This window comes from Paenibacillus sp. NMA1017 (assembly GCF_058895805.1).
Genome location: NZ_JBZXYR010000004.1, coordinates 162,090 through 185,992, shown reverse-complemented (window position 1 = coordinate 185,992; position 23,903 = coordinate 162,090). Strand labels below are relative to the sequence as shown.

The following is a 23,903-nucleotide window of genomic DNA, read 5'->3' as shown; positions in this document are numbered from 1 at the left end:
GAGTCGCTCAGCTTTTATTTGCAAAGAGCACTTTATTTTTCTCAGGGACTTGATTTATTGCTAAAGAGGATGTATATTACTTGATAGATCAATAATTGATGGATCAAAGGTCGGATCTGTGAAGCCCAGCGATATGCTTAAGGGAGGAGAGATTGATATCACCCAGACACCATCCGAGCCTGAGTATATTTTTGACATGCTGTTGTTGCTGAACAAGCAGATTAGCTCCAAGTTTGAGCGTTGCGCAGGAGTCAGCGCATCCAGATTGCAGCTCTTGTGCAAGTTGTATCAAGTGGAGGAGATTAGTCAAACTCTGCTGCAAAAAGAGGTTGGCATTGATGCTGCAGCGGTAACGCGTCATTTGAAACAACTGGAAGCGACAGCAATGGTCACACGACGCACCAAGCCAGAGGACAACAGGGTTACCTTGGTAAGCCTGACCGATTATGGGCGTGCACGCATTGTCATCTTTAAGCAGGAGCGCTCGCAGTTTGTAGCTCAGCTGCTACAGAGCTTTGACGAGACCCAGCGACACCAACTAGCTGATATGCTGCAAGTGATGAATAGTCATATATCCGATATGGACTGACAACATTTTTTTAACATTACTATACCCACAGAGGGACAAGGAGAGATTGGAATGAATAATACGAATACATCCAGTACTGTAAAAACGAATGATTTTAAAGAAATCGCCCTGGGACGCCGTTCTGTAAAAGTATACGATCCGTCCGTGAAGATCAGCCGCGAGGAAATGACAGAGATTTTGACAGAAGCTACACGCGCACCATCTTCCATTAACCTGCAACCTTGGCGTTTCCTCGTCATTGACAGCCCTGAAGGTAAGGCTACACTGGCACCATTGGCCCGTTTCAACCAACGTCAAGTAGAAACGTCTTCGGCAGTGATCGCTGTGTTTGGAGATTTGAACAACTTTGATAATTTCGAACAAATTTTCGGAGAAGCTGTAGAACTGGGCTATATGCCAAAAGACATTAAAGAAATGCAACAGGAAAAAGTGGCAGCTCATTTTGCAGCGCTTGATCCCGTTGTGAACAAAGAAACGGTCCTGATTGACGGGGGTTTGGTATCCATGCAGCTTATGCTGGTAGCGCGCGCTCATGGCTATGATACTAACGCTATTGGCGGTTTTGAAAAGGATCAAATTGCTGAAGCCTTTGGTCTGGAAAAAGATCGTTATGTCCCTGTTATGCTCATTTCCATGGGTAAAGGAATCAACGATGGTCATCCTTCCACACGTTTGCCTATTGATCAAATCGCACAGTGGAAATAAGGGGAACGAACTAACATCTATACGCAAAATAAAAAACAGGCGGACAAAGGAAATCCCTTTGCTTCGCCTGTTTTTTTATTTGCTTAGATGCAACGTAGATCGCGGGTGCTTATCACGTTCTCAGTCTTTCGGTTACCATTTCACGGTATTCGCTCCCGGCGTCTCTGCCGGGTCAGCGGTGTCATTTTGAGGATGATGATAATGCTTGGGCCATATAATTTGGTGCGAAGTATGGCTAAGCTCCTCATAAAATAACGGGGCTCTCTTGAATAGGCGTTTGACCAAATGAAAAAAGAACCATCCGTTCATCACCAACAATAAAAGGCTGATCAGAACACTTACCCATGGAGAGACTTGAGGCCACAGTACGAGTCCACCCAGTACGTAATTAAGTCCAAAATACACCCAGTACAACAGACTATAACGCTTTATGAGCTCCCATAGAAAAATCCGTTGTCCTGTCCCTGCAAGATGAATACGCACCAGCCATTTTCCTGGAGTTCGTCCATTCGTCAGGTAAGGAACCACTATAAAATACACCCCACTGGAAATCCAGAAAGCAGCAGGCACATGCAGAGACTCCATTATGCCGAGTAGCCCGGTCCAAATGATAGAATCCACAAAAAAGGCTACACCCCGTCGGGTATAGGACACTCGCTTCGTTGCCATGTCCACATGCTTGTCCAGATGTTCCAAGCGGGGCAGGAAGCGTGAAAACCATTCGCCTAATAGAAAGCCTAGCATACCACCCAATGTATTAGCCATCAGATCGTCCACATCGAACACGCGATACGCATGGTCAAAAAATCCATACAGTCCTGTCAGCTGCGTCACCTCAAAGAAGAGGGAGAGAATAAAGGACAGAATCAGACACCATCCCCATCGTGCACGGAAATAATAACGTAAGAACATACCGAAAGGCACAGTCATCACAACGTTAAAAACGACTTGCAGAAAAGCACGCTCTTTTAGCAAATGAACATAGCTGGAGGGATGGGCGGGTGAGACAGATGTTTCTCTTATAATGTCGTGAACGAACTGCAAGGGCATCAACTGCAATGCTCCCCCGGCTAATGCAGCATTATGACGCGATGCCGGAAGCGGCAGAATGACCAGAAAGAAGGCGTTCATTAAGTATAAAAGCATCAAGTAAAGCAGCCATGCTCTAGCCTTGTGAATATAGCCATGCCTTCGATATTGCACGATCAGGAAAGGAAGTGTAAACAATAACGCAGCAAAAGGAAACGCAAGAAAGGCATATGAAACAGGAAACAGGTAAGATTGAATCATGTGCTGCCTACGCCTGCTTTCTCCGGAACTTCACTAAAGACCAAATGACCAGAAATGCCATGAAAGCCACGCACACGCTAATGCTAATGCGATTTTGCGGATCAAGCAAGAATAGGAACGCAATTACCCATAGGCATCCCACTGTAACCGCCGTTACATAAGGGAATCCCCATATCTTGAAAGTAGGCTCCACTGGATAAGATTTGCGCAATTTCAATTGGGACAGACAAATGCAGCTCCAGACGAGCAACACGACGAAGCCAGGTACAGCCATCAAAATACGGAACAGCCCGTCCTGAGCGACATAGGCAACCATGGAACCGACAATCAGGACTACAGCGCACAATTTGAGACTATTTACCGGAACCCCGTTTGAAGATAAGCGGGCGAGTGATTTGGGACCTTCTCCATTGATAGCCAGCGAATGCAGCATACGTGTAGCTCCGTAAATCCCCGAATTGGCGGCAGACAGTACAGCAGTGATCAGAATAAAGTTCATAACATGAGCCGAGCCTTGAAGCCCTACAGAAGACAATACCTGTACAAACGGGCTGGTATTCGCATCTAGTTGGTTCCAGGGAATCAAGCCACAAATGATGAGAATTGGCAACGTATAGAACAAAACAACGCGAAGAATAAAGCTTTTAACCACTCTAGGCAGTACCTTTTCCGGATTTTCTGTCTCCGTCAACGTCAGTCCAATCAGCTCGGACCCTCCGTATGAAAAGGTAACGACCAGCAGCGCTGAAAAGATAGCCAACCAGCCATTAGGTAGAAATCCGCCGTGCTGCGCGTAGTTGCTTAGATAAGGTGGAGTTTCAGTGGGAATAATCCCGAACAGTATACAGCCACCCAAGGCGATGAAGATAATAATCATGGCAATCTTAATACCCGCAAGCCAAAATTCCAGCTCCCCAAATCCGCCGACACTCAGCATGTTGACGACAATAATGAAAGCCGCACTCACTAAACTAAGTACCCATAGAGGCACATCTGGCAACCAATATTGTAGGAAGCTTCCCGCGGCAATGACCTCAATGATACAGACGGCCAGCCACATGAAGCAATACAACCAGCCGATAATAAAGGACAGTCGTTCTCCAAAAGCTTTGCGAATAAAATCCTTCATATTCATGTTGGGGTAGACGGTAGCCATCTCGGCAATTGCGCCCATAACGACTAAGAGCAAGAGTCCGGCAAAGACATAGGATAAAATAACTCCAGGTCCCGCCAAGCTAATCGTCTCGGTACTTCCTTTAAAAATTCCCGTTCCGATAACTCCACCCATAGCCATAAAGGTAATGTGCCGTGGGAGCAGCTTTTTGTGCAAAGTTGCTTCATTTGATTTCAATATGAAATCCTCCTTCATATAGTGTATAGCTTCAGCATAGCCCAAACAGGGTTACTTCAATTAGACTTATACTACATGAAAATATCCAATTAGGAAATGAAAGAAATAGGATCTGGTAGGGAGACTGAAATGGAAAGAGGATAAACTGAGGAAAAACGTGTATCATCAGCTTCAATGTTAGTGATGTGGGCAGCGGCTGTCACCCACATCACTTTTAATTCAATTCTCATAATTGGTGTAGAAGAGCAGTTAAGAGGCAAAATGATGGCGCTGACGATTGCTCTATCTGCGGTCATTGTGCCTTTATTGCTCTGCTCGGCGGATATTTAAGTGATCATGTAGGAGTATCGCATTGCGATGAAGGATTAGCTCCGCAATATTCCTTTAGCCCGCACTTGCTTGAGCCAACCAGGAAACTCATTTAGCAGACGGTCGTACAATTCTGCGTCTGTCACGGAGTCAATGTCATCCAAGGCAAAGAAATCTGCATTATCCACTACGCGACCGCGCAGATTATCCAACTTTTGAAGGACTCCGAAATCAGCATTACCAAGACCAACAAATTGCCAGAAAATCGGAGTTTTCGAGCACTTGATCAGCAACTTTGATATTTTTTTCGTTTCATATACGCCACCGTCACTGAAAAAGATAATGTAGGTCGGGATTGTTTCATTGGGTACCTCTTTTGTATATTTTAAAATGATATCCTCTATCACTTCAGGCTCATTGTTACCAAATCCTATATTTCCGTATCCGATTTCTGGGAAATTTCGTTTTACGTAATTCTCGTAATCCCGTTCCGTGACGCTTGGAGCGCGTTTGGCCTTGTTCGCAAAAAACCATACGTCCATTTCACCGTCATCATCCATGCAGGCCGATACAGCCAGAACACGTTCGAAGGCTTTTTGCACGGTTCCCTTAGAGTACAGTTTCGCCATGGAAGCAGAAGCGTCTAATACAATCGCTACTCGTGCTTTTTCACGGTCTATCTGCTTCTTTTGGAGTGAAATTTGCACCTTCTGTTTAAGCAGATTAATTCTTCCATTCACAGGAGAAGGCTCTTTCACGCTGGCTTTATCAGCGGACGGTGCTGCTGGCGATTCCGTTTCCTCCACGGTTACACCATGAGCCTCGGCGAGCGGCTTTAGCCCTCCATTGAAACCACGTCCAACTGCGCGAAGCTTGAAGCCAGACGTATGACGATACACCTCTGCCAGCACAAGTGATGTCTCACTGGTGGCTTCGGTGATGCTGTAGGTGATATGGGATTGCTTGCCTTGAGCAGTAAGTGAACAGCCGACCACATCGGCAAAAGTACCTGGGCCGTCCAGCGTGGCCGCAAACACGCATTTTTCCACTCCGGTTCGTTCCAGTTCCTGGAGCTCTACAGTAAACTCAGTGGTTCTGTCATTCGGACGCTGTAACCGTACATGGCCGTGCGGGTCAGCGGGTTGATTGTAAAAAATGAAATAGTCATCTGAGGAAACCTTTCCGTCTGCTCCTACCATAAAACAGCTAACATCCAGTTCGGCAGGTGCATGCTCCCATGTAATGGTGATCCGCACTGTATCTTCCTTACCGAATGGTGCATTAGCTCCTGTACTCAATGTAATGTTGGGACTACTCATGCTGTCAAACCCCCTATGTATTTTAAATCTTGTATTTATACAAATTGTACCATGGAAATGGTATATTCACCTTGTTTCGTGCAGGAATATTTGTCTCATGGTAGACGCCGTAAAAGATGATATATAATAAGGTTGGTTTGGAAAAAAAGTATGATATATATGAAGCGGAGGCTTTGATACGTGAAGCAGGATCGGCAAAAGCAGGCAGGTTCCCATACTAGGATGAGCAAGGGGCATGAAACTGATGAGTTAAACAAACTGCTGTCCCTATGGCTTCATTCGTCGATTCGTGTCATGGATGTCCGGCATATTCGACTGGAGCCGGAAGAGTTGCTTCAACCGTATCGTCTTCCAGCGCAGGCTTTTGTATTTGTATTGCAGGGTAGCGTGCGTTTGGATGGTGATTGGAAGGATACGCCACATTCAGGGTACGTACTGCATGGCAGCAAAGGCTTTGAACTGAATATGAAACCCTCGCAATACGGGATAGAATATATCCTTGTACTATATAAAGCGACTTCTCTATCGGGACACACGATGTATAATCATCCTTCGATAGCTCATGGTTTTGTACCGCTTTATCCGGCTATACTGTATCAAAAGCTGCAACTACTGGAGTACGCATGGCAGGATAAAGAGGCGCTATCCAAAATTCAGGCTCAGGGGCGGCTCTATGATTTTGCATATGAATGTATGCGGCAATTGCAGGAACCGAAGGCTCGGACTTCTGCACGGGATATCGTGACACAGGCCATTCGATTTATGCAGGATCATTACGCGGAGTCCGTAACGCTGGAACGTTTGGCCGGATTATTGGAATGCAGTCCGAGACATCTGACCCGGTTATTTAAAAAAGAAACGGATTGTAGCCCGATTATGTACTTGATTCAACTGCGAATGGACAAGGCGAAGGAGCTCTTGCGGAAGACGGATGCCACTTTGCAGGATATCGCTGTCAGTGTGGGGTACCCGGATGTCTATTTCTTTAGCCGGGCCTTCAAAAAATATGCTGGCGTATCCCCGGTTCATTATTGGGACAGCCTGTATTCATCTGCTTTTGTGAGAGATACCCGTCTGAATAATCCATTAAGCATGTCCGAATGTTCCATTGATTCGATAAATGGTGCCCTGCATACTGTTATTGAGGATAATAATCATTATCAAAATCATGATGAAGGGATTTTACAAATGAATAGAAACGAAAAGCATTCCATGGCATTTATTTTATTACTTAGTTTTACCTTGCTGCTCAGCGCGTGCTCAGGCACATCCAGTCCTACGGCAACTGACGGCGCTTCCCAAGGGACTAATAATACATCAGCGGAACCAACATCACAGGAAAGGGTGCTGAAGGATGCACTTGGGCATGAGGTGAAGATTCCGGCTCAGCCTCAGCGTGTGCTCGCTTCTTATCTGGAGGATCATCTGGTTGCCCTAGGTGTTAAACCCGTAGCCCAATGGTCGGTAGGCAAAAATTCAGTTCAAGCTTACCTTCAAAAAGAACTGAAGGATGTTCCTACCATCGCTTCAGATCTTCCGTTCGAGGCGGTGCTGAACTTCAAGCCTGATTTGATCATTATGGACAGTGCGAGCATGGTGGAGGGCGACAAATATAATCAATACTCCAAAATTGCTCCAACCTACGTGGTAGGCAGTAATATGAACAATGATTGGCGTCAAGAGCTGCTGACCGTGGGTGAGGTGCTGAATAAGAGCAATGAAGCGAAGCAGGTATTGAGCAACTACGACAAAAAAGCAGCAGAGGCTAAAGCCAAGCTGAGTCAGACGGTGGGACAAAAAACGGCGGCGGCATTATGGGTAACGGATAAAAACGTATATGTCGTAAACCAGAATTTATCCAGCGGCGATGTATTGTATAAGGATTTGGGATTCAAGATTCCACAAGTCGTACAGGAGATTTCCAAAACGGCTAAGGCGAACTGGAGCAACTTGTCCTTGGAAAAACTGGCCGAGCTAGATGCGGATTATGTCTTTATCGTGAACAGCAAAAACGTAAGTAAAGAAGATATTGTAAAAGATCCTGTATGGGCGGGAATTCCAGCTGTTAAAGAAGGCCATGTATACGATTTCGGTAAGGATTCCAGCTGGTTGTATACAGGTACAATTGCAAACAGTCAAATGATTGACGATGTTCTGAAAAATGTAGCTCAGTAATGTAACTTAATAAACTAGATTATAATAAAACAGCGCTATTCTCACTTAACGGCAGAGGCCACAGTAGGAGAGCGCTGTTTTGTTTTTTAATTCTGTATGGACTCTTGCCGTGCAATCCGGTTTTATAATAAAAGATGCCTGCATAGAGCAGACATCTGGTTTATTTTCTAAATTAAGCTTGCGGAGATACCAGGATTTTAACCTGATTTTTCTCTTTCAGGAGTCCTTCAAAACCTTGCTCAATCACTTCTTCGAGCTTAATGCGTTTGGTAACCAGCTTGTCGGCAGGGAAATACCCTTTTTCCATCAGGCTGATAACAGCCGGGAATACATCGCGGTAGCCGATAATACCAGTCAGATTGCGTTCCTTCATGACAATATTGTTCGGTTTAATTGGAGCTTCTTTTTCAAAAATGCTGACGATCATGATTTGTCCGCTGATTTTAGTAGATTCAATAGCTTGAGTCAGCACAGGAGGTACTCCAGTGACTTCAAAGGCTACATCCACGCCACCGTTGGTCCGTTTGTGCAGCTCTTGCACCACATCATAAGTCTTAGGATCAAGCACAATGGCACCCAGCTCTTCAGCTTTAGCTTTACGCTCCTCAGAAAGCTCTACTGCATAAATCTCAGATGCGCCCGAAGCTTTCAACGCTTCAATAACCAGCAATCCGATAGGACCAGCGCCAAATACTACGGCTTTGTCGCCGACTTTCAGTTGGCTTTGACGAACAGCATACAAAGCAACGGCCGAAGGCTCTACCAATGCGCCTTGTTCGAAAGATACGCTTTCTGGAATTTTGTGAACCATATGCTCGTCAGCTGCGACATATTCAGAAAATCCACCGCCGCCGCCGGCCAGACCGAGGAAGCCCATTTTATCGCAAAGATTATATTTGCCTTGTTTACATGCATCACATTCTCCACATGCAAAAACCGGCTCTACAACGACACGGTCGCCAACCTGAATCTTGGTTACACCTTCACCGATTTCGACGACTTGTCCAGAGAATTCATGTCCCATTACGATCGGCGCTTTTTCGCCAGTCAATGGATGCTGAGCATCTTGGGGAATGAAGATCGGTCCTGCAACATATTCGTGAAGATCACTTCCGCAAATGCCACACCATTCTACTTTGATTTTTACTTTTCCTGCCAGAGCGGCGGGCTGCTCAATGTTTTCCAATCGTAAGTCTTTTACTCCATGCCATCTCAATGCTTGCATGTCTGTCATCTCCTTGACGAATATATGATCATTGCCTCTATAAAAGTGAATGAATTAGGAAACGTTTCCGAAAAATAATATGTCACAAATTTTACACATTGTCAAACCGATTTAATGCAAAAAGCACTTGATTTTTTTGTGAATATAATCACTTGTGACTACAGTGCTAGATTTGGCTGGTTACCTTTACACAAAGAGATTTTGTTAATTTTTCAGGTGAAGCAAAGACAAGAAGAAAACGACTTCAATTTTTAGACACTCAATCTGTGGTATAATATCAACATTGAGACTTTATTTTAGAGAGTCAGAAAACGATTCCGTTCTTGAAAGGATTTTGGGCGTGACAGATCAAAAGAAAGTAACCATAGAGGATGTAGCCAAACGGGCAGGAGTCGGTATAGCGACTGTCTCCAGAGCTATTAATGATAGTGAGGGCATCAGCCCGAGAACGAAAGCCTTAATTTTGCAAGTGATTGAAGAGATGGGGTTTACGCCTAACACCTCGGCTCAGAGCTTGAAAGTTCGTCAGACACGACAAATTGCGCTAGCCGTGCCGGACATTCGTAACGCAATTATTCCAGAGATCGCTTGGTCCGTAGAGCAGGCCGCCAAGCAGCATGGTTACCGGGTCGTGCAAATCAATACCGCCGGGAATGCCAGAATGGAGCTTGAAACAGTTCGTGAGGTCAAGAAGCTGCATGTCGACGGGCTCATCATTATGCCGCTGGCGTATCCCAAAATGTTGGTAGATCTGATTAACAAAGCTAGCGTTCCCGTGTCCATTATTAACTATGGCAAGAAGCTGGGCGAAGATGTCAAAGCGGATATCGTCAGTCTGGCCCGGCAAGAGGGAAGACTCGTGATGGAGCATTTGCTTAAAATCGGGAGAACAAGAATTGCCTATGCAGGCGCTGCGAAGGACAAAATCGAGGAAAGATACTTTGCTTATGAGCAGTCTCTCCAGCATGTGGACCCTTCACTCGTTTATTTTGGAGATGATTTCTCCTTTGAGACAGGGCTGCGTGCTGCCGATTATTTTTACAGCTTGAAACATATGCCGGATGCTATTTATGCGGTTAACGATATGGTGGCGATAGGGATAGTCAATCGATTTAAGGATTTGGGCGTAAAAGTGCCGGATGAGGTTGCTGTAGTCGGTATTGATAACAATCTGTGGGCTATGGTAACGACCCCTCAGATCAGCTCAGTTTCCATCATGGGGGAAGAGGTGGCACGGTTGGCTGCGGAGCTGCTGCTCAAGCGGATTCAGGAACAGACACCTGGGGAGTATGAGCGTGTGCAATTCGAGCCTCGTCTGATCGTGAGGGAATCGAGCGTCTCTGTGATCCGTAAGCCCACGGTAGGGCGTGACGCGTAGAAGTCTAGATGGAATCTTCCTATTGTTAGATGGATGAACGGTTGCAGGCGTAGCAAGATAGGAGTGGATTTTGGACAATTATAACGACCATCGTTTGTTCAGATAGGAGAGTGAATTCATGTTAAAAGGGAATGGGTTCGTTTCGGCAGCTTGTACTGCACTAATGCTGGCTGTAACCATAGGGTGTACTCCTCATCCAGTGGGACAGGATGCTGAAACTGCGGCGCCGTCCGGAGCAAACCATGGGGAGTCCAAGCAAACTGCTGCAGCCAATACGCAGCATACCCAGCAAAGTAAAGAGGAGCTTGTGCTGTCCTTTTATAAGGATTCTTCCCTCAGTGATGAAGCAAAAGTACGTCATATGACGGACCATCTAGCAGGAATCCAATGGGGAAAGATGAACGAAATCAATAAACATCAAAGCCTGGAAATTATCGAATATTTGTATAGGCAGCGCGCTTTTATTCCATCGGAAAGTTTTCCAAATGTGATCCGAGCTTCTGAAGGATTGGATGGAGCTTTAAGCGAAAGCTATGCTGCTCTTATGGGAGATTTGTTTACAAGAGACAGAACTGCGATGACTCGTGCATTGGCAAACATGGACAAAACCAACCGCACACAAGGTATAGGAAGCATCGGATATGCTCTCAGCTATAGAGAAGCAAAGGAAGTCAAGAAAGAGATTCAACAATGGCAGACAGGACAAAAGCTTACTACGGCAGAGAAGGATGTTATCCGAGCCTTGCTCGTCAAGCTGGATAATCCGTATTGATGCTCAAATAGTGATGACCACATGCATAGAGGAATATATTAAACAGCTGCGTCTCTACCGGAGGAGCGGCTGTTTCGTGCTGTTTTTACATCCTGGCATTTATAATTGGGATAAGCGTTAGTAGGACTAGTAATTTCAGATGTTCATCTAACAACGGGTTCAAATGGTCGGGTGATCCTGATCCGAGCGCAAGCGTTTGATATCACTAATTGGAGGCAGGCCGAACAAGCGGGCGTATTCGCGGCTGAATTGTGAGGGGCTCTCGTAACCTACCTGAAAACCGACATCTGCCGCATCCGCTGATTCGGATAACAACAGGCGGCGGGACTCTTGTAGACGTAATTGTTTTTGATATTGCATGGGGCTCATAGCCGTAACCTCTTTAAAATGACGATGTAGTGACGAAGGACTCATATTCGCTAGTTTGGACAATTCCTCAATACGCAACGGCTTATCATAATCCTGCTTAATCCGCTTTATGACTTCTGCGATTCGGTTTGAATGGCTGCCGGTCATGACCAGTTGTTTTAAGGATTCCCCCTGATTACCTTGTAAAATCCTATACAGTATCTCACGAATCACTAATGGAGCCAGCACCGGAACATCCTGTGGGCTTTCCAAAAGATGCACTAGCCTCACCACGGCATCCAGCAGTAGAGAGTTGGTTTGGCTTACATACAAGCCTCGTCTGGAAACAGGCATGGGGCTTGTGGGAAAAGCAGATTCCTTGATCAGGTCCAAAACCTGATGCGGATCAAAATTGAGACGGAGGTACAAATAAGGAGCTTCTGCTGACGCTTGGATGACCTGCCCCGAGATCGGCAAATCCACTGACACAACAAGGTAGTCGGATGTGCCGTAATGGTAACTTTCCTCTGCGAGCGTCACGATTTTTCTGCCTTGTGCCACAATACATAAGGCAGGTTCATGGACTTGATGTATCGGAACGGTTGTATTTGAACTTCGGACGAAGTGAAGCGAAGGTATGGCTGTAGCGAGAACTCCGTCCTGATTTGAAAATCGTTCTATAAGCCTTGCCAATTCGGCTTGTTTTTCTAGGGTAGAACCCTCTATTTTGGTTGCCTCCATCATGACACATCCCTTCTTTGCAACGTAGCCCGTTTTCATTTTCGGTAGTTTATTACATATTAAGGGTCTTTGGAGGATTAGGCAATAATTTGCTCTGATTCTTCTACCAGCCCGATGGACATTCCTCTCATAATAAGATGCAGATACAACACCTAATGAGCAATTAAGAAAAAAATAGAAATGCAAAGGAGTGGAATATTCATGGGGAGCAACAAAGCGGAAAAAAGTGTACACGCTTCGCAGCATCCCTATATAGGGATGTGGGTAACTGAAGACGGAAATATCCGTCAGGAACTCTTGCCTAATGGCCGTTATGATGAAGCACGTGGTCAGAGGCAAAGTGCCTATACAGGCAGCTATATCGTAGAAGATGAATATATCGAGTATGTGGACGACACCGGATTTACGGCAGATGGTGAATTCAAAGATGGTGTTTTGTATCATGCAGGGATGGTTTTTTACAGAAAAGAAAAAAAGTAATCTATTTTATCTTTTTTCAGTGACATTTTAAACTAGAGGAGGAATAAGCATGTTGGATATTAAAGGGAAAGTTGTAGCTATTACGGGGGCAAGCAGTGGGATCGGTGAAGCTACTGCCCGTTTACTTGCTCACCATGGGGCTCACGTGATATTAGGGGCCAGACGCACAGAGCGACTGGAGGCTCTGACATCCGAGATTCGTTCTAAAGGTGGATCGGCTGATTATCAGCAACTGGATGTGACTAAAAGGGACCAGATGGAAGCATTCATTAAGTATGCGGAAAAAACATTTGGACACGTGGATGTCATTTTGAACAATGCGGGAGTGATGCCTCTTTCAAAATTAGAGGCCCTGAAGGTAGAGGAATGGGATCGCATGATTGATGTAAATATACGAGGCGTTCTGCATGGGATTGCGGCAGGGCTTCCGATTATGAAAAAGCAAGGATTTGGTCAGTTTATCAATATCGCCTCTATTGGCGCGTATAGTGTAACCCCGACTGCAGCGGTGTATTGCGCTACGAAGTATGCGGTTCGGGCGATCTCTGAAGGATTGCGCTTGGAGGTGGGGGGAGATATTCGCGTGACGTTGGTATCGCCGGGAGTAACCGAATCTGAGCTTGCTGACAGTATTTCAGATGAAGAGGCCCGGCAAGGAATGAAAGAGTATCGTCGTATTTCGATTTCGCCTGATGCCATAGCCCGTTCCATTCTGTATGCCATGGAGCAGCCAGCGGATGTAGATGTTAATGAAATTATTGTCAGACCCACGGCAAGCCTGAATTAACGCCATGGCATCCACGACGTTTCTCCCTCTATACTCAGATTTTTTTCCTCCATCCTTTATGGATGGGGGCTTATTTATCGGATGAGAAAGACCATCATTCACACCTCAGAGTGTAAAAAAAGCTGTATCTTTATAATAAACGGGTTTACTTTTACAAATGTTTGTGATAACTTTATTTCGACAAACATCGAAATTAAGACTGGAACAGAAGGGAGCCGAGCAGGGTGAAAGAAACGACAGAGATGCAGCAAGCTGTAAAAATATATAAAGCACTTGGAGAACCGACTCGTCTCAAGATAGCACTTCTGCTAAAAGAGGAAAGTGACCAATGCTGCTCTGTGCTGGGCGAGAAGCTGAACAGTGTAGCTATTTCAACGCTATCGCACCATCTGAAGCAAATGGCAGAGTCTGGACTGCTCACGTTCCGTAAAGAGGGGACGTTTATTTATTACAGCTTGGATGTGGAAGCAGCACAGAAATATGCCCCGTTCCTGATAACATAAATTTTTTTAGTCTTAATTTCGATATTTGTAAAAATATAAAATATAAAATATTAAGAGAAAAGAGGCGTTATTTAAAAATGCAGAGCACGTGGAAAGTGTATATTTTGGCAATTGTTAGTTTTTTGGTAGGCACATCCGAATACATTATCTCAGGCATTTTGGATCAGATTGCGACAACCATGGGGATTACGGTGTCCGCAGCGGGTCAGCTGATTACAGTCTTTTCTCTTGCTTATGCAATTGGCACGCCGATTCTGATGGCAGTAACCGCTAAATGGGACAGACGTAAGCTGCTCTTGAGTTCGCTCGGATTATTTGCAGTAGCTAATGTCCTCTCCTTTGTTCTGCCTGGTTTTGGATTGTTTATCGCCGCACGTATTCTTATGGCCCTCGGGGCGGGGATGGTTGTGGTTACAGCACTGAGCATTGCAGCAAAAATTGCCCCAGCCGGCAAGCAGGCCAGTTCTATTGCTACAGTCACTATGGGTTTTACAGCTTCGCTGATTATCGGGGTGCCGCTTGGAAGAATGATATCTTCTGCATATGGCTGGAAAACCGTATTTCTCGGCATCGCGTTGACAGGAATTATTGCCCTAATTGTTATATCTATGACAATTCCCCGCTTAAAAGGAGATCAACCTGTCCCCTTACTCCAACAGTTTGCTCTTCTGAAAAAGCCTGAAGTTGCTTTGGGATTAGGTATTACCTTCTTTTGGCTAGGAGGTTATTCACTCGCGTATACTTACATCTCACCGTATTTGCTGAATGTATCAGGTGTAGGAGAGGATATGCTAAGCTCAGTATTGCTCGCCTTCGGAATTGCCAGTCTAATCGGATCAAAAATTGGTGGATACAGTGCGGATAAAAAGGGTATACCCTTTACATTATTAGGGGGCATGGTGTTGCACGGTATTTCCTTACTCTTACTTCCTTTTGCTGCTCATTCCCTGATCGCAGTATTTGCTTTATTGATCCTTTGGTCGTTCGCAGCCTGGACAACTGGACCTACTCAACAATATAACTTGGTCACTCTTGTGCCTGAGTCTTCCGGTGTGATGCTGAGTCTCAATCAGTCTACGATGCAGCTTGCCATGGCGGCCGGAGCTGGGATCGGCGGTGTGGTTGTTGGCCAGGTTTCGCTGGCTTCCATCACTTGGTTTGGAGCAGCCGGTGTCGCCATCGCCATTGTAGCTGTATATTTACTTTCACGAAGATCCCCAGTCCACACGGAATTGGGTGTTACGGAGTAAAGTTTATAGATAAGTGAAGAGGAGGCCCAGTGATGAAGGAAACATTGCGGGGCCTTCTTTGATTTGAATGAGCAATAATATGCTCACATGCAGTAGGAAGGTTATTCAAACGCAATATCAGTGATTTTGCCGCCTTCCTCAAAGCCGATATTTTTATAAACTTGATTGGAAACCGAATTTTTTAAATCTGCATATAGCATGGGCACTAAATGCTCATTTTCTAAAATGCAACATAGCACGGATACCATTGCGCTGGCAAAACCTTTCTTTCGCAAATGAGGCGGGGTATACACAGCATTAATGCGAGCATGTCTCGGCGAGCGGTGAGCAATATTAGCCATGGACACGGGCATGTTATTTACTATCCAAAGGTACAAATTTCCTGTCCTGATGGTCTTCTCCGCAACGGATATTTGACTAACCGGATCAACAGAACTGCCTAAAGCCTCTTCTGAAAAACCAGCTAGAAACTGGGCAACTAATTGTACATCCTCTGGGATGGATTGTCGGATCATTCCCTCAACGTCCGAGGGCTTTTTATGTTTAGGGCAGAAATAAGATTCCATGACCATGTGGGTATGTACCTGAGCAGCATAACGGTGTGCGTAAGCATTTGCGAACTTCTCGACTGTTTCGGCATCACCACATACACCTGATAGGGTGGTTCCTTTTAAATAACGTAAGAGTTCTTCTATATAGGTCAATTTATGATTATATGTGATTTGTTGTGAGATCCATAGCCAAGCTTTATGTCCGGGTGATTGAGCAAAGATCATATTTTTATCAGACGTTTTGAGGCATGTTGATCCTTCTGACTCACAAATTCGATGGATCAAATGGTATCGAACTTCATCAGCCAAAAATTGATTTTGATTTAATATATCGTCGTTTGGGGCTAGTTGCTCAATCATGACTCTGCCTCCTGAAAATGAGCTATGACCTAAGCACTTGTAAAGTGCTATGAGAAGTAAAATGCTATGAAGATTCCGTTGTTATATCTACTAGGATTTAAACTTCCGCGCTATACGTTTCTTATTCTTTTGTCGCCAAATCCATCTTTCGATAAAGTTTTTTTCTTTTCTTTCCTGAAGTGTTTCTTTCATACCCTTAATAAGAAATTCGGATCTTCGCTTGTCGTTTCTGTCAATTTCACGTAATTCCTCAATAAATTTATCGTCCATGTCCGCATCTCCGTTAGTTCAGGATTTTCCAAATTGCTAAGCTAGATTATACAGAACATATGTTCCTTTTTCAAGTCTACCTCTGCTCTATTCAATCACATAACCATTTTTAGATGGATACGGCGAGGCCCGCGCCAATCGGATGGTGAAGCATAAGATAAAGTTGAAAGGAGGAATTACAACATGGACAACAAAGCATATGTATCTCAAACGTATCCACGTCTTACAGTCTACAACGAAGAAAATTTTCGGGGTTCCAGGAGAGTATTCAGAGGAAACCTGGGCATTCGTAATACCGATAACATTCTCGACGGCATCGAAAGTCTGCGTTTCTTTTCTACCAGCAGCAATGCAACACTTGTACTCTTTACTGGCACGCGGTTTAGAGGTAACTTCCGTGTGTTTAGAGGCAACCGCAGCATCGCCGACCTGGATGATCTGATCCGCGGGAATGATGTGGAATCTATTATCTCTACCAATCAACGTTTGACGTTGCAGCAAATCCGTAATATCCGCAGCAGCGGTAGACTTCCATCTGGCTATCGAATCATCTAACGTCCCCTATCTTTTATGAGTGAACCTTCTACAAGACTGTTTCAGAAGCTTGCAAGTTTGAGGCTTCTGGAGCAGTCTTTGTATAATTAAACTGGAAAATATGAGTAATACTTTAAAAGTAAAGCAAAACAATGGACAAGTCAATGTTTTACATTCGCGCAAGGGTATAGTACAACGCCCGATAAGGGGGAATGGATTTCAATTATGAGGAAGGAAAATGCGCGTTTATTTCCCGTGAAGATTGTGCCAAAATGGCTGTTGTACTTTACTCGGCAAGGGTGAAGATAATACGAACTATGATGTTACAGGACCTGAACTGCTTTCAGCCGATGATATGGTGGCTGGTGGACGCGCCCTTCGTAAAGATCTGATGGCAGTGCTCTTGGACAGAGGCCCCTTTCAAGGAGCTTCTGTATTTTTTTTATTGTGAAAAAGTACATTTAAAACGTATGGCATATTTCATTAAAATTAGATTTAATTTTTAAATATAGCGTTGAAAGAAAGGAAAGTTAGTTATGGTAATGCGGATTGTTGCTTTAATAGCAGGCTTAGTGAATCCCTATCTTGATGTAAAATGGAAGATCGTTGTATTTATTCTGGTTTGTGCATTAGGTATTTTGGATTCAGGTTCAGAGATTCGGTCAAATTGGCTTAATGTCTCAGTCGCTTTTATTTTAGGCCTGCTTGTAAGCTATATCGTATATCCTTTTTTTAAATAGCTTTATCAACCTAAAGAGTAATATTACAGACCATAAGTGCAAGAATGAGGACGAAACAAAGATAGCCTCTTGATAAAATGAGTTACATCACATATCAGGAGGCTATTTTGATGAACAAAATCCAGCAGTTTCATGCACTTCATACATCAGAGAAACTTTTATTTTTAGGGAACGCCTGGGATTTGCTCTCTGCGGTGGCTCTGGAGAAAGCAGGCTTTAAGGCGATAGGTACGACGAGCTGGGGAATTGCCAATACGCTTGGATTCTCAGATGGAGAGCTTATTGATTTTGACCAGCATGTAAGCATTATTCGGACGATTGCTGAGCAAGTTCAGATTCCAGTGTCAGCAGATATTGAAGCAGGATATGGAGAGGATACGGCAACGATTGTTGAGCATGTTTTAAAGGTAGCCGATGTGGGAGTTGCAGGGATTAATATTGAGGATTCGTTGAAAACGCAAAAGGGACTTCGAGAAGTGGGCTTGCACAGTAACCTGTTGTCCAAAATAAGAACAGCATTGGATGCGCGTGGGTTTCAAGAGTTTTTTATAAACGCAAGAACGGATACATATTTACAGATGGATGCCCCACTTTCAGAGACTATAGAGCGGGCCAAAGCGTATGTGGATAGTGGTGCGAGCGGAATTTTTGTTCCAGGATTAAAGAGTGATGAAGAGATCAGGGAAGTTGTGTTTCATATACATGCTCCGCTTAATGTTTTATCCTTGCCGGGTCTGACGAATGTCCACCAGCTTCAGCAGTTAGGAGTTAAACGGTTTAGCTTTGGAAATGCGTTTTCTGATAAGATAATAGTTGCCTTGCAAAAGAATGCAGAACAGTTGATAGCGCTTCAAGATACATCCCATTTATATGAGGATTTACAAAAATCCTATAAGCGACTTTCAATGAACAAGATATAGATCGAAATGGTTTAGTTCGTCTATATCTTGCACTTTGGAGCGAATGGAATCGAATTTTGCAAAATCCTGAACTGGATGAATATGAACTATAGAAAGGACAATATTCGATCATGGCCAACCTTAGTCTTTCTTTTGAAGAAATGTGGGAGAGAATTATAGCATGTGATCGTAAATATGACGGGTTGTTTTTTACCGCTGTGAAAACAACCCGAATATACTGCCGACCTTCCTGTCGATCCAAAAAGCCGAAAAAAATAAATGTGGAGTTTTACTTTGATTTGGACAAAGTGGAAAAGGCGGGTTTTCGTGCTTGCAAAAGATGTCAGCCCCATACAGAACATTCGCCATATATCAGGCTTGTGCAGAATGTGGTAACCTTCTTGGTCAATCATTACAAGGAAAAACTTGTATTGCAGGATATTGCGGATCATATCGGAATAAGCTCCTTTTACTTGGATCGGATATTTAAACAGGAAACCGCTGAAACCCCGCGTACATATTTGGAAAAAATAAGAGTGGATAAGGCCGCCTATCTTCTTAAAAGTGCAAATCTTACGAATCTTGAGATTTGCTATGAGACGGGCTTCCAAAGCCCCTCCCATTTCTATAAGGCGTTTCGCAGCTTGAAGCATTGTTCTCCTAGTGAGTATAGGAAGTTGAGTAAGGAATAGAAAAGGAAGGAGGTTGTATCCTTTTATGAGCGAACTATACGTATTGAAGTATGTATCGCCGATTGGAGAGATAGAGATACAGGGCACAAATGAGGCTGTCTATTCTATTATGTTCTCTAATCGGAATGAGCTCTTAACGAGCGTCATTGAAGAGGCTCCAATCCAAGTATTAGCGGAATGCGCTAGCCAGCTTGACGAGTATTTTAAAGGTGAGCGCTTTGAGTTTACGTTTCCTTATGCCTTTGAAGGTACGGATTTTCAGCAAAAAGTATGGAATGCGCTGGTGTCCGTGGGGTACGGTAAAACGACAGCTTATAAAGATATTGCTCTTGCTATTGGAAATGAAAAAGCGATCCGAGCCGTAGGCAGTGCTAATGGAAAAAATAAGCTGAGCATTGTGATTCCATGTCACCGAATTATCGGTTCCAATCAGAAACTAACGGGCTATGCAGGAGGGCTATGGAGAAAGGAATGGTTGCTCCAGCATGAGAAGCGTTGTCTGAGGCCCTAAGGAGGGTTCATAGATGAGAGACATATATTTGAAAGAGTTTAAGCCGGAGAGCTGGGCCAACATGGTTTTGCTCTATCAGGAGCGATATGATCAGGTAGATCCGGCTGTAAGAGCAAAAGTGGCCAAGAGCAAAATTCCCAAGGAGATTCAGATTGTGCTGCTGCCGGATATGGGGGAGTATTTGCTGACTTGGATGGATCGAAAAGTCCCCGCACTCGGCAACGAAACACCGTCAGATTATTTGAAAAGCGAAGAAGGGACTAAAGCACTGAAGGCGGCTATATTACGTATGCCACGTTGAAGAAGCGGACCAAGGAGATACATATGAACATTGAACAGATGAACAGAGCGCTAATGATGGAAAAAGTGAGTTCGCATATCCATAACTGTAATCATATGGCATGAACTTCATCTAACCCTATGCTATGATTTACCGATAAGAATAGATGCAAAAGGGGAAATAAGAATGAAGCTCAAAAGAATGATGTTCCTACTTTCGTTTTTAACGATATTTGTAGGGTTGTTCACTTTGTGTACAGAAAGTGTTCACGCTGCCAATTCGACGGTATTCAGAGATGGAGATAAGCTTAAGCTTACCCTTGATGATGGTAATGGAGTAAACAGAGTGTTTAAATTCGATCTCCCGTTTACGATTAAGCCTGATACGCCAATTCGTCTGTATAGCAACTATATTGAAATTCCTCCTGGCGACTTTACGATCGATTATGCCAACTCTACAATTATGATTGCGGATTCACGACCAGCACCTTATCCAGGATCAGAAAATCATATAGAACTTCCTATAGCTATAACTATGAAAGGGACTGTGCAGTCAGTCGATGAATCTACAGTAACTCCACTTGCGGAGGAGCCGAAAGTAACGCAGCCTGAGGTGGAGACCAATATAAAAGAGATTCCCACTCCCAGTGAACCCGAGGTGGCTCAACCTGTGGATGAAACGAGAGTAATTGAACCTCAAGTAACCCAGCCTGTCGTGGAGCCTAAAGTGGGCCAAGCGGTTGATGAGTCACCGGAAATCCCTTTGTCTATCCCGTCTGGAGAAAATTTTCCGGGTACATTTACAATCAACTCTTCAGGTACGTCATTTTCGGTTCGTTTGAAAATAAAAAATATTCAACCCACGTACACTTCATACGTTATGGTCAAAAATGCAGATGCTCAATTAATTAAACGGATTCAGTTCGATCCGGAAACAACGTTTAGCTACCCTTTGAGTAACCTGAATTTATCCACGGGTGGATACTACTTTTATATCAAAATGATCGACCAGTCGGGAAATTCGGCAGCGTCTGTACCCCAATTTGTTCCCATAAATAATAACAAGGCTCAGCAGGTTGAGGTGTTTATAGACGGGAAACTGCAACAATATGAGCAGCCTGCGACCTCTATTAGCGGGAGTATGCTGGTACCATTTCGTGCCGTTTTTGAGGCGCTTGGGGCGAAAGTGAAATGGGATGGAGCTACCAAGACTGTTACTGCAACCAGAGGAAATACAACGATCAAGTTAACTGTAGGCTCCAGAGATGCCTATATCAACGGTAAATTAGTGCGTCTCAATGCGGCGCCGAGACTCATTAACGGCAAAGTAATGGTTCCTATTCGCTTTGTAAGTGAGGCGCTGGGTGCGAAGGTGAAGTGGAATATTGCAGCTCAGAGCGTTGTGATTTTCCTTGCTCCACCGCAGGTTTTGACAACCAGTCAAAGTGAACAATTAATGGAGGAAAATGAAGATGCTTCCGAATCACAATCCAATCCAACGATTCTGAAAAAGATATCCACCACCTTCTCCAAATCTACGGATATTGTGTTCGTCATAGATGTTACAAGTAGTATGACAGGGACGCTGGATTATGTGAGACAGAAGGTGAAAGGCTTTGTTGATTCCGTTCCAGCAGGTTCCCAATTTGCTGTCGTTGCATTTCGGGATATCAATCTGAAGGCAGATAAAGATTTAGAATTTTTGGAGTTTACGACCGATAAAAACAAGTTAAAAGGTAATTTGAATATGCTTCGCCCTTCCGCTGGCGGGGATTTGAAGGAATCGGGATTAGAGGCTATTCAGTTAGCTATAAGTAAATTCCCCAAAAATTCTAATTCCAAAACAATCATATTCATTACAGATGCACCAGTTCATGATAAGAATACAGATCTGGGTAAAGCCCGTTTTTCAGTAGATGAAATCAACGAGCAATTACAGAAAAATGGTGTTATTTTTAATGCAATCGTGCCTACAAATGGACCAGCCAACAAACAAATGAAAAAGCTTGTAGATACCAACAAAGGGACTTTGTATGATATCAAGGATGCCAAGCTGAATTTAGCAAAGTAGGTTTGTCCAAACCCAAATAAAGCCGTATAAAGGGAGCCGATGGCAGGCTCCCTTTTGCTATCATAAGCGCCTGTGTAAGAGTTCTAATGGGCTGAAAGCTCACTCTCCGTCACCCATTTATGATTTTTGACAGGCTCTCCTCCTGTAGTCGGCGTATAGTCTACCATATATACGGTCGTTGGCTCGACGGAATCAATGGTAGCCTTAGCCCCATCCATCCCCTTCATATGATCTGCTGTAAGGATAACCTCCGTTCCCGGTGCATAGAGCTCGCTGCCTGCATCCTTAATCTCTTCATGAATCACCCACTTATGATTATTCACTTTTTCCCCTTCAGTGGTTGGAGTATATGAGACCGTATAAGCAGTAGTCGTATAAGCACCCACAATCGTGGCAGTAGCCCCATTCATGCCTGCCATATGGTCAGCTTGAATAGTCGCTTGGCTACCAACTTTGAAGGCTGGATTTTCAGCTTCTTTAAGTCCAGTAGGAAGCTCACTGGAAGTGGAATGGTTCATATCCGATGTGTCGTGCTGTTGACTGCTGTTTGTCGTGTGCTCCTGGTTCGGCGTGTTACTGTTTCCGCACCCACTCAAAATAATCATGATTGTACCAGCGAGCAAAGCCCATTGCATTCTCATATTTACAGCTCCTTTAGGGGTTTAATTACATATTTAAAAATACCCCTATGGGGTATTTTTAAAACGGGAGTATATGACAAATTTGTGAACTGATTTGTCTTCAAGGGGATCGCCTGCTGTGGCCCCTTTTTTTGTTATGGAGAAGATGCGTAATTAAATGTTGTTGACAGTGAATAAAAATCACTGTAATATCAATAAAACTCATCAAATTACTTGGTATTTTGGGTGACTGTAAACATTCTAACTCACCAAAAGTAGATGACATCAAGGGGCAGGGGGAGACATCAAAATGAAGAAACCATGGATTTCATTTATATTGCTGCTGGGAGCAGTCGTGCTTTTTATTTCAGGCTGCGGCAGCAAGAATACGTCGGGCAACGCTGCGGGTGAAGAAAAGAAAACACTGCATATCAGCTTTAATCCCGGTCCATATAGCGATCAGTTTAAGAATGGTGTGGCTCCATATTTGGAGAAGAAAGGCTATAAGATTACATATAAAGAGTTTACAGACGGTGTTCAGCCCAATGTAGCCGTGGCAAATGGGGATATTGATGCTAATGTGTTCCAACATTCGCTCTACCTGGATTCTATGAATAAGCGGGAGAATATTAATCTGATTGGTGCTGTACAGGTCCCGACTCCTCCAATGGGATTGTACTCCAGCAAGCATACCAGCCTTGACGAAATCAGCGATGGAGCCCAAATCAACCTGCCTAACGAGCCAGTCAATATGCTGCGTGCGCTGAATATTTTGAAGGAAGTAGGCTGGATTACGTTAAAGGATAAGATCGATCCATTGCAAACCTCGGTGAACGATATCACCTCTAATCCGCATCATCTGCAATTTGTTGCTACCGACCCAGCACAGGGGCCACGTGCACTGGAGGATGTTGATTTTGCGGCTATACAAGGGAACTTTGCTGTATCGAATGGAATAAAGCTGACCTCGGCATTAAAGCTTGAAAATATGACAGATCCGTTCACGAACGTGGTAGCTGTGGACAGCAAGAACAAGGATAAGCCCTTCGTCAAAGACATTATTGAAGGATATCATTCAGATGAATTCCAAAAGTACATCCAATCGAATCCTGATTATGGAGGCTACAAGTTGCCAAGCTATTTCAAATAATATG

Annotated in this window: 25 protein-coding genes; 17 read left to right on the top strand and 8 right to left on the bottom strand. The window is 44.1% G+C overall.

Translation table 11 applies throughout. The annotated features are described in order from the left end of the window. The first annotated feature begins 196 nt into the window (after nt 1–196). Both AC5ELV_RS13055 and AC5ELV_RS13050 read left to right on the top strand, forming a co-directional pair. Nucleotides 197–589, top strand: coding sequence for a MarR family winged helix-turn-helix transcriptional regulator (locus AC5ELV_RS13055; RefSeq protein WP_025718154.1), 393 nt, complete (start codon nt 197–199; stop codon nt 587–589). Between the two features lie 51 nt (nt 590–640). Further along, entirely contained in the window at nt 641–1,294 is a 654-nt protein-coding gene (locus tag AC5ELV_RS13050; protein ID WP_023989745.1) for a nitroreductase family protein, read from the top strand. A 132-nt stretch (nt 1,295–1,426) separates the two neighbouring features. Here AC5ELV_RS13050 and AC5ELV_RS13045 read toward each other — a convergent pair whose 3' ends face one another. Beyond that, on the bottom strand, nt 1,427–2,584 hold the full coding sequence (locus tag AC5ELV_RS13045) for a VanZ family protein (RefSeq protein WP_493430548.1): 1,158 nt from the start codon (nt 2,582–2,584) through the stop codon (nt 1,427–1,429). A 7-nt stretch (nt 2,585–2,591) separates the two neighbouring features. Continuing rightward, nucleotides 2,592–3,935, bottom strand: a complete 1,344-nt coding sequence (locus tag AC5ELV_RS13040) for an amino acid permease (protein ID WP_028542243.1) — start codon at nt 3,933–3,935, stop codon at nt 2,592–2,594. Nucleotides 3,936–4,109: 174 nt separating this feature from the next. Here AC5ELV_RS13040 and AC5ELV_RS13035 point away from each other — a divergent pair, with 174 nt between their 5' ends. Beyond that, nucleotides 4,110–4,265, top strand: a complete 156-nt coding sequence (locus AC5ELV_RS13035) for a hypothetical protein (RefSeq protein WP_493430547.1) — start codon at nt 4,110–4,112, stop codon at nt 4,263–4,265. Between the two features lie 35 nt (nt 4,266–4,300). Here the strand turns inward: AC5ELV_RS13035 and AC5ELV_RS13030 are convergent, their stop codons facing one another. Then, nucleotides 4,301–5,563 carry a VWA domain-containing protein gene (locus AC5ELV_RS13030; protein ID WP_493430546.1) on the bottom strand — a complete coding sequence of 421 codons (1,263 nt, stop codon included), beginning with the start codon at nt 5,561–5,563 and terminating at the stop codon, nt 4,301–4,303. 180 nt (nt 5,564–5,743) lie between these two features. Here AC5ELV_RS13030 and AC5ELV_RS13025 point away from each other — a divergent pair, with 180 nt between their 5' ends. Next, a complete protein-coding gene (locus AC5ELV_RS13025; protein WP_493430545.1) occupies nt 5,744–7,738 on the top strand; it encodes an ABC transporter substrate-binding protein in 1,995 nt (664 codons plus the stop codon). A 172-nt stretch (nt 7,739–7,910) separates the two neighbouring features. Here the strand turns inward: AC5ELV_RS13025 and AC5ELV_RS13020 are convergent, their stop codons facing one another. Further along, on the bottom strand, nt 7,911–8,963 hold the full coding sequence (locus AC5ELV_RS13020; RefSeq protein ID WP_493430544.1) for a 2,3-butanediol dehydrogenase: 1,053 nt from the start codon (nt 8,961–8,963) through the stop codon (nt 7,911–7,913). Nucleotides 8,964–9,303: 340 nt separating this feature from the next. On the opposite strand from AC5ELV_RS13020, the gene AC5ELV_RS13015 reads away from it, so the two are divergent. Together AC5ELV_RS13015 and AC5ELV_RS13010 are read left to right on the top strand one after the other, a co-directional pair. Beyond that, the gene (locus AC5ELV_RS13015) at nt 9,304–10,341 is read left to right on the top strand and encodes a LacI family DNA-binding transcriptional regulator (protein ID WP_307347512.1); all 1,038 of its coding nucleotides are present in this window, start codon (nt 9,304–9,306) and stop codon (nt 10,339–10,341) included. Between the two features lie 118 nt (nt 10,342–10,459). Then, a complete protein-coding gene (locus AC5ELV_RS13010) occupies nt 10,460–11,113 on the top strand; it encodes a hypothetical protein (RefSeq protein ID WP_493430543.1) in 654 nt (217 codons plus the stop codon). Nucleotides 11,114–11,272: 159 nt separating this feature from the next. Here the strand turns inward: AC5ELV_RS13010 and AC5ELV_RS13005 are convergent, their stop codons facing one another. Next, nucleotides 11,273–12,202 carry an AraC family transcriptional regulator gene (locus tag AC5ELV_RS13005; protein WP_493430707.1) on the bottom strand — a complete coding sequence of 310 codons (930 nt, stop codon included), beginning with the start codon at nt 12,200–12,202 and terminating at the stop codon, nt 11,273–11,275. Nucleotides 12,203–12,403: 201 nt separating this feature from the next. Here AC5ELV_RS13005 and AC5ELV_RS13000 point away from each other — a divergent pair, with 201 nt between their 5' ends. The 4 genes from AC5ELV_RS13000 (at nt 12,404) to AC5ELV_RS12985 (ending at nt 15,222) form a co-directional block, all read left to right on the top strand. After that, on the top strand, nt 12,404–12,682 hold the full coding sequence (locus AC5ELV_RS13000) for an Atu4866 domain-containing protein (protein WP_493430542.1): 279 nt from the start codon (nt 12,404–12,406) through the stop codon (nt 12,680–12,682). A 49-nt stretch (nt 12,683–12,731) separates the two neighbouring features. Then, entirely contained in the window at nt 12,732–13,469 is a 738-nt protein-coding gene (locus tag AC5ELV_RS12995) for an SDR family oxidoreductase (protein WP_493430541.1), read from the top strand. 224 nt (nt 13,470–13,693) lie between these two features. Beyond that, the gene (locus AC5ELV_RS12990; protein WP_493430540.1) at nt 13,694–13,972 is read left to right on the top strand and encodes an ArsR/SmtB family transcription factor; all 279 of its coding nucleotides are present in this window, start codon (nt 13,694–13,696) and stop codon (nt 13,970–13,972) included. Between the two features lie 77 nt (nt 13,973–14,049). Beyond that, a complete protein-coding gene (locus AC5ELV_RS12985; protein ID WP_493430539.1) occupies nt 14,050–15,222 on the top strand; it encodes an MFS transporter in 1,173 nt (390 codons plus the stop codon). A gap of 101 nt (nt 15,223–15,323) precedes the next feature. On the opposite strand, the gene AC5ELV_RS12980 is transcribed toward AC5ELV_RS12985, so the two are convergent. Next, nucleotides 15,324–16,133 carry a GNAT family N-acetyltransferase gene (locus tag AC5ELV_RS12980; protein ID WP_493430538.1) on the bottom strand — a complete coding sequence of 270 codons (810 nt, stop codon included), beginning with the start codon at nt 16,131–16,133 and terminating at the stop codon, nt 15,324–15,326. 90 nt (nt 16,134–16,223) lie between these two features. Next, the gene (locus AC5ELV_RS12975; RefSeq protein WP_250239829.1) at nt 16,224–16,403 is read right to left on the bottom strand and encodes a hypothetical protein; all 180 of its coding nucleotides are present in this window, start codon (nt 16,401–16,403) and stop codon (nt 16,224–16,226) included. Nucleotides 16,404–16,586: 183 nt separating this feature from the next. On the opposite strand from AC5ELV_RS12975, the gene AC5ELV_RS12970 reads away from it, so the two are divergent. The 6 genes from AC5ELV_RS12970 to AC5ELV_RS12945 all read left to right on the top strand — a co-directional run bounded on the left by AC5ELV_RS12970 (nt 16,587) and on the right by AC5ELV_RS12945 (nt 22,129). After that, entirely contained in the window at nt 16,587–16,958 is a 372-nt protein-coding gene (locus AC5ELV_RS12970) for a hypothetical protein (RefSeq protein ID WP_029515541.1), read from the top strand. 829 nt (nt 16,959–17,787) lie between these two features. After that, the gene (locus AC5ELV_RS12965; RefSeq protein ID WP_493430537.1) at nt 17,788–18,597 is read left to right on the top strand and encodes an isocitrate lyase/PEP mutase family protein; all 810 of its coding nucleotides are present in this window, start codon (nt 17,788–17,790) and stop codon (nt 18,595–18,597) included. 110 nt (nt 18,598–18,707) lie between these two features. After that, nucleotides 18,708–19,268, top strand: a complete 561-nt coding sequence (locus tag AC5ELV_RS12960; protein ID WP_493430536.1) for a bifunctional transcriptional activator/DNA repair enzyme AdaA — start codon at nt 18,708–18,710, stop codon at nt 19,266–19,268. A gap of 25 nt (nt 19,269–19,293) precedes the next feature. After that, the gene (locus tag AC5ELV_RS12955) at nt 19,294–19,779 is read left to right on the top strand and encodes a methylated-DNA--[protein]-cysteine S-methyltransferase (RefSeq protein WP_493430535.1); all 486 of its coding nucleotides are present in this window, start codon (nt 19,294–19,296) and stop codon (nt 19,777–19,779) included. A gap of 13 nt (nt 19,780–19,792) precedes the next feature. Next, complete coding sequence (locus AC5ELV_RS12950; protein ID WP_493430534.1) at nt 19,793–20,080, top strand: antitoxin Xre/MbcA/ParS toxin-binding domain-containing protein; 288 nt, start codon at nt 19,793–19,795, stop codon at nt 20,078–20,080. Between the two features lie 165 nt (nt 20,081–20,245). Further along, a complete protein-coding gene (locus tag AC5ELV_RS12945; protein ID WP_493430533.1) occupies nt 20,246–22,129 on the top strand; it encodes a stalk domain-containing protein in 1,884 nt (627 codons plus the stop codon). 83 nt (nt 22,130–22,212) lie between these two features. Here the strand turns inward: AC5ELV_RS12945 and AC5ELV_RS12940 are convergent, their stop codons facing one another. Beyond that, nucleotides 22,213–22,770 (bottom strand): YdhK family protein, encoded by a 558-nt coding sequence (locus tag AC5ELV_RS12940; protein ID WP_493430532.1) that lies wholly within the window; start codon nt 22,768–22,770, stop codon nt 22,213–22,215. Nucleotides 22,771–23,059: 289 nt separating this feature from the next. On the opposite strand from AC5ELV_RS12940, the gene AC5ELV_RS12935 reads away from it, so the two are divergent. Beyond that, on the top strand, nt 23,060–23,899 hold the full coding sequence (locus tag AC5ELV_RS12935) for a MetQ/NlpA family ABC transporter substrate-binding protein (protein WP_493430531.1): 840 nt from the start codon (nt 23,060–23,062) through the stop codon (nt 23,897–23,899). Nucleotides 23,900–23,903: the final 4 nt, after the last annotated feature.

Coding starts and splice junctions, on each gene's coding strand:
- AC5ELV_RS13055 (WP_025718154.1), top strand. CDS start 197: ATGCTGTTGTTGCTGAACAAGCAGATTAGCTCCAAGTTTGAGCGTTGC.
- AC5ELV_RS13050 (WP_023989745.1), top strand. CDS start 641: ATGAATAATACGAATACATCCAGTACTGTAAAAACGAATGATTTTAAA.
- AC5ELV_RS13045 (WP_493430548.1), bottom strand. CDS start 2,584: ATGATTCAATCTTACCTGTTTCCTGTTTCATATGCCTTTCTTGCGTTT.
- AC5ELV_RS13035 (WP_493430547.1), top strand. CDS start 4,110: ATGTTAGTGATGTGGGCAGCGGCTGTCACCCACATCACTTTTAATTCA.
- AC5ELV_RS13030 (WP_493430546.1), bottom strand. CDS start 5,563: ATGAGTAGTCCCAACATTACATTGAGTACAGGAGCTAATGCACCATTC.
- AC5ELV_RS13020 (WP_493430544.1), bottom strand. CDS start 8,963: ATGCAAGCATTGAGATGGCATGGAGTAAAAGACTTACGATTGGAAAAC.
- AC5ELV_RS13010 (WP_493430543.1), top strand. CDS start 10,460: ATGTTAAAAGGGAATGGGTTCGTTTCGGCAGCTTGTACTGCACTAATG.
- AC5ELV_RS13005 (WP_493430707.1), bottom strand. CDS start 12,202: ATGGAGGCAACCAAAATAGAGGGTTCTACCCTAGAAAAACAAGCCGAA.
- AC5ELV_RS13000 (WP_493430542.1), top strand. CDS start 12,404: ATGGGGAGCAACAAAGCGGAAAAAAGTGTACACGCTTCGCAGCATCCC.
- AC5ELV_RS12995 (WP_493430541.1), top strand. CDS start 12,732: ATGTTGGATATTAAAGGGAAAGTTGTAGCTATTACGGGGGCAAGCAGT.
- AC5ELV_RS12985 (WP_493430539.1), top strand. CDS start 14,050: ATGCAGAGCACGTGGAAAGTGTATATTTTGGCAATTGTTAGTTTTTTG.
- AC5ELV_RS12980 (WP_493430538.1), bottom strand. CDS start 16,133: ATGATTGAGCAACTAGCCCCAAACGACGATATATTAAATCAAAATCAA.
- AC5ELV_RS12975 (WP_250239829.1), bottom strand. CDS start 16,403: ATGGACGATAAATTTATTGAGGAATTACGTGAAATTGACAGAAACGAC.
- AC5ELV_RS12970 (WP_029515541.1), top strand. CDS start 16,587: ATGGACAACAAAGCATATGTATCTCAAACGTATCCACGTCTTACAGTC.
- AC5ELV_RS12965 (WP_493430537.1), top strand. CDS start 17,788: ATGAACAAAATCCAGCAGTTTCATGCACTTCATACATCAGAGAAACTT.
- AC5ELV_RS12960 (WP_493430536.1), top strand. CDS start 18,708: ATGGCCAACCTTAGTCTTTCTTTTGAAGAAATGTGGGAGAGAATTATA.
- AC5ELV_RS12955 (WP_493430535.1), top strand. CDS start 19,294: ATGAGCGAACTATACGTATTGAAGTATGTATCGCCGATTGGAGAGATA.
- AC5ELV_RS12950 (WP_493430534.1), top strand. CDS start 19,793: ATGAGAGACATATATTTGAAAGAGTTTAAGCCGGAGAGCTGGGCCAAC.
- AC5ELV_RS12945 (WP_493430533.1), top strand. CDS start 20,246: ATGAAGCTCAAAAGAATGATGTTCCTACTTTCGTTTTTAACGATATTT.
- AC5ELV_RS12940 (WP_493430532.1), bottom strand. CDS start 22,770: ATGAGAATGCAATGGGCTTTGCTCGCTGGTACAATCATGATTATTTTG.
- AC5ELV_RS12935 (WP_493430531.1), top strand. CDS start 23,060: ATGAAGAAACCATGGATTTCATTTATATTGCTGCTGGGAGCAGTCGTG.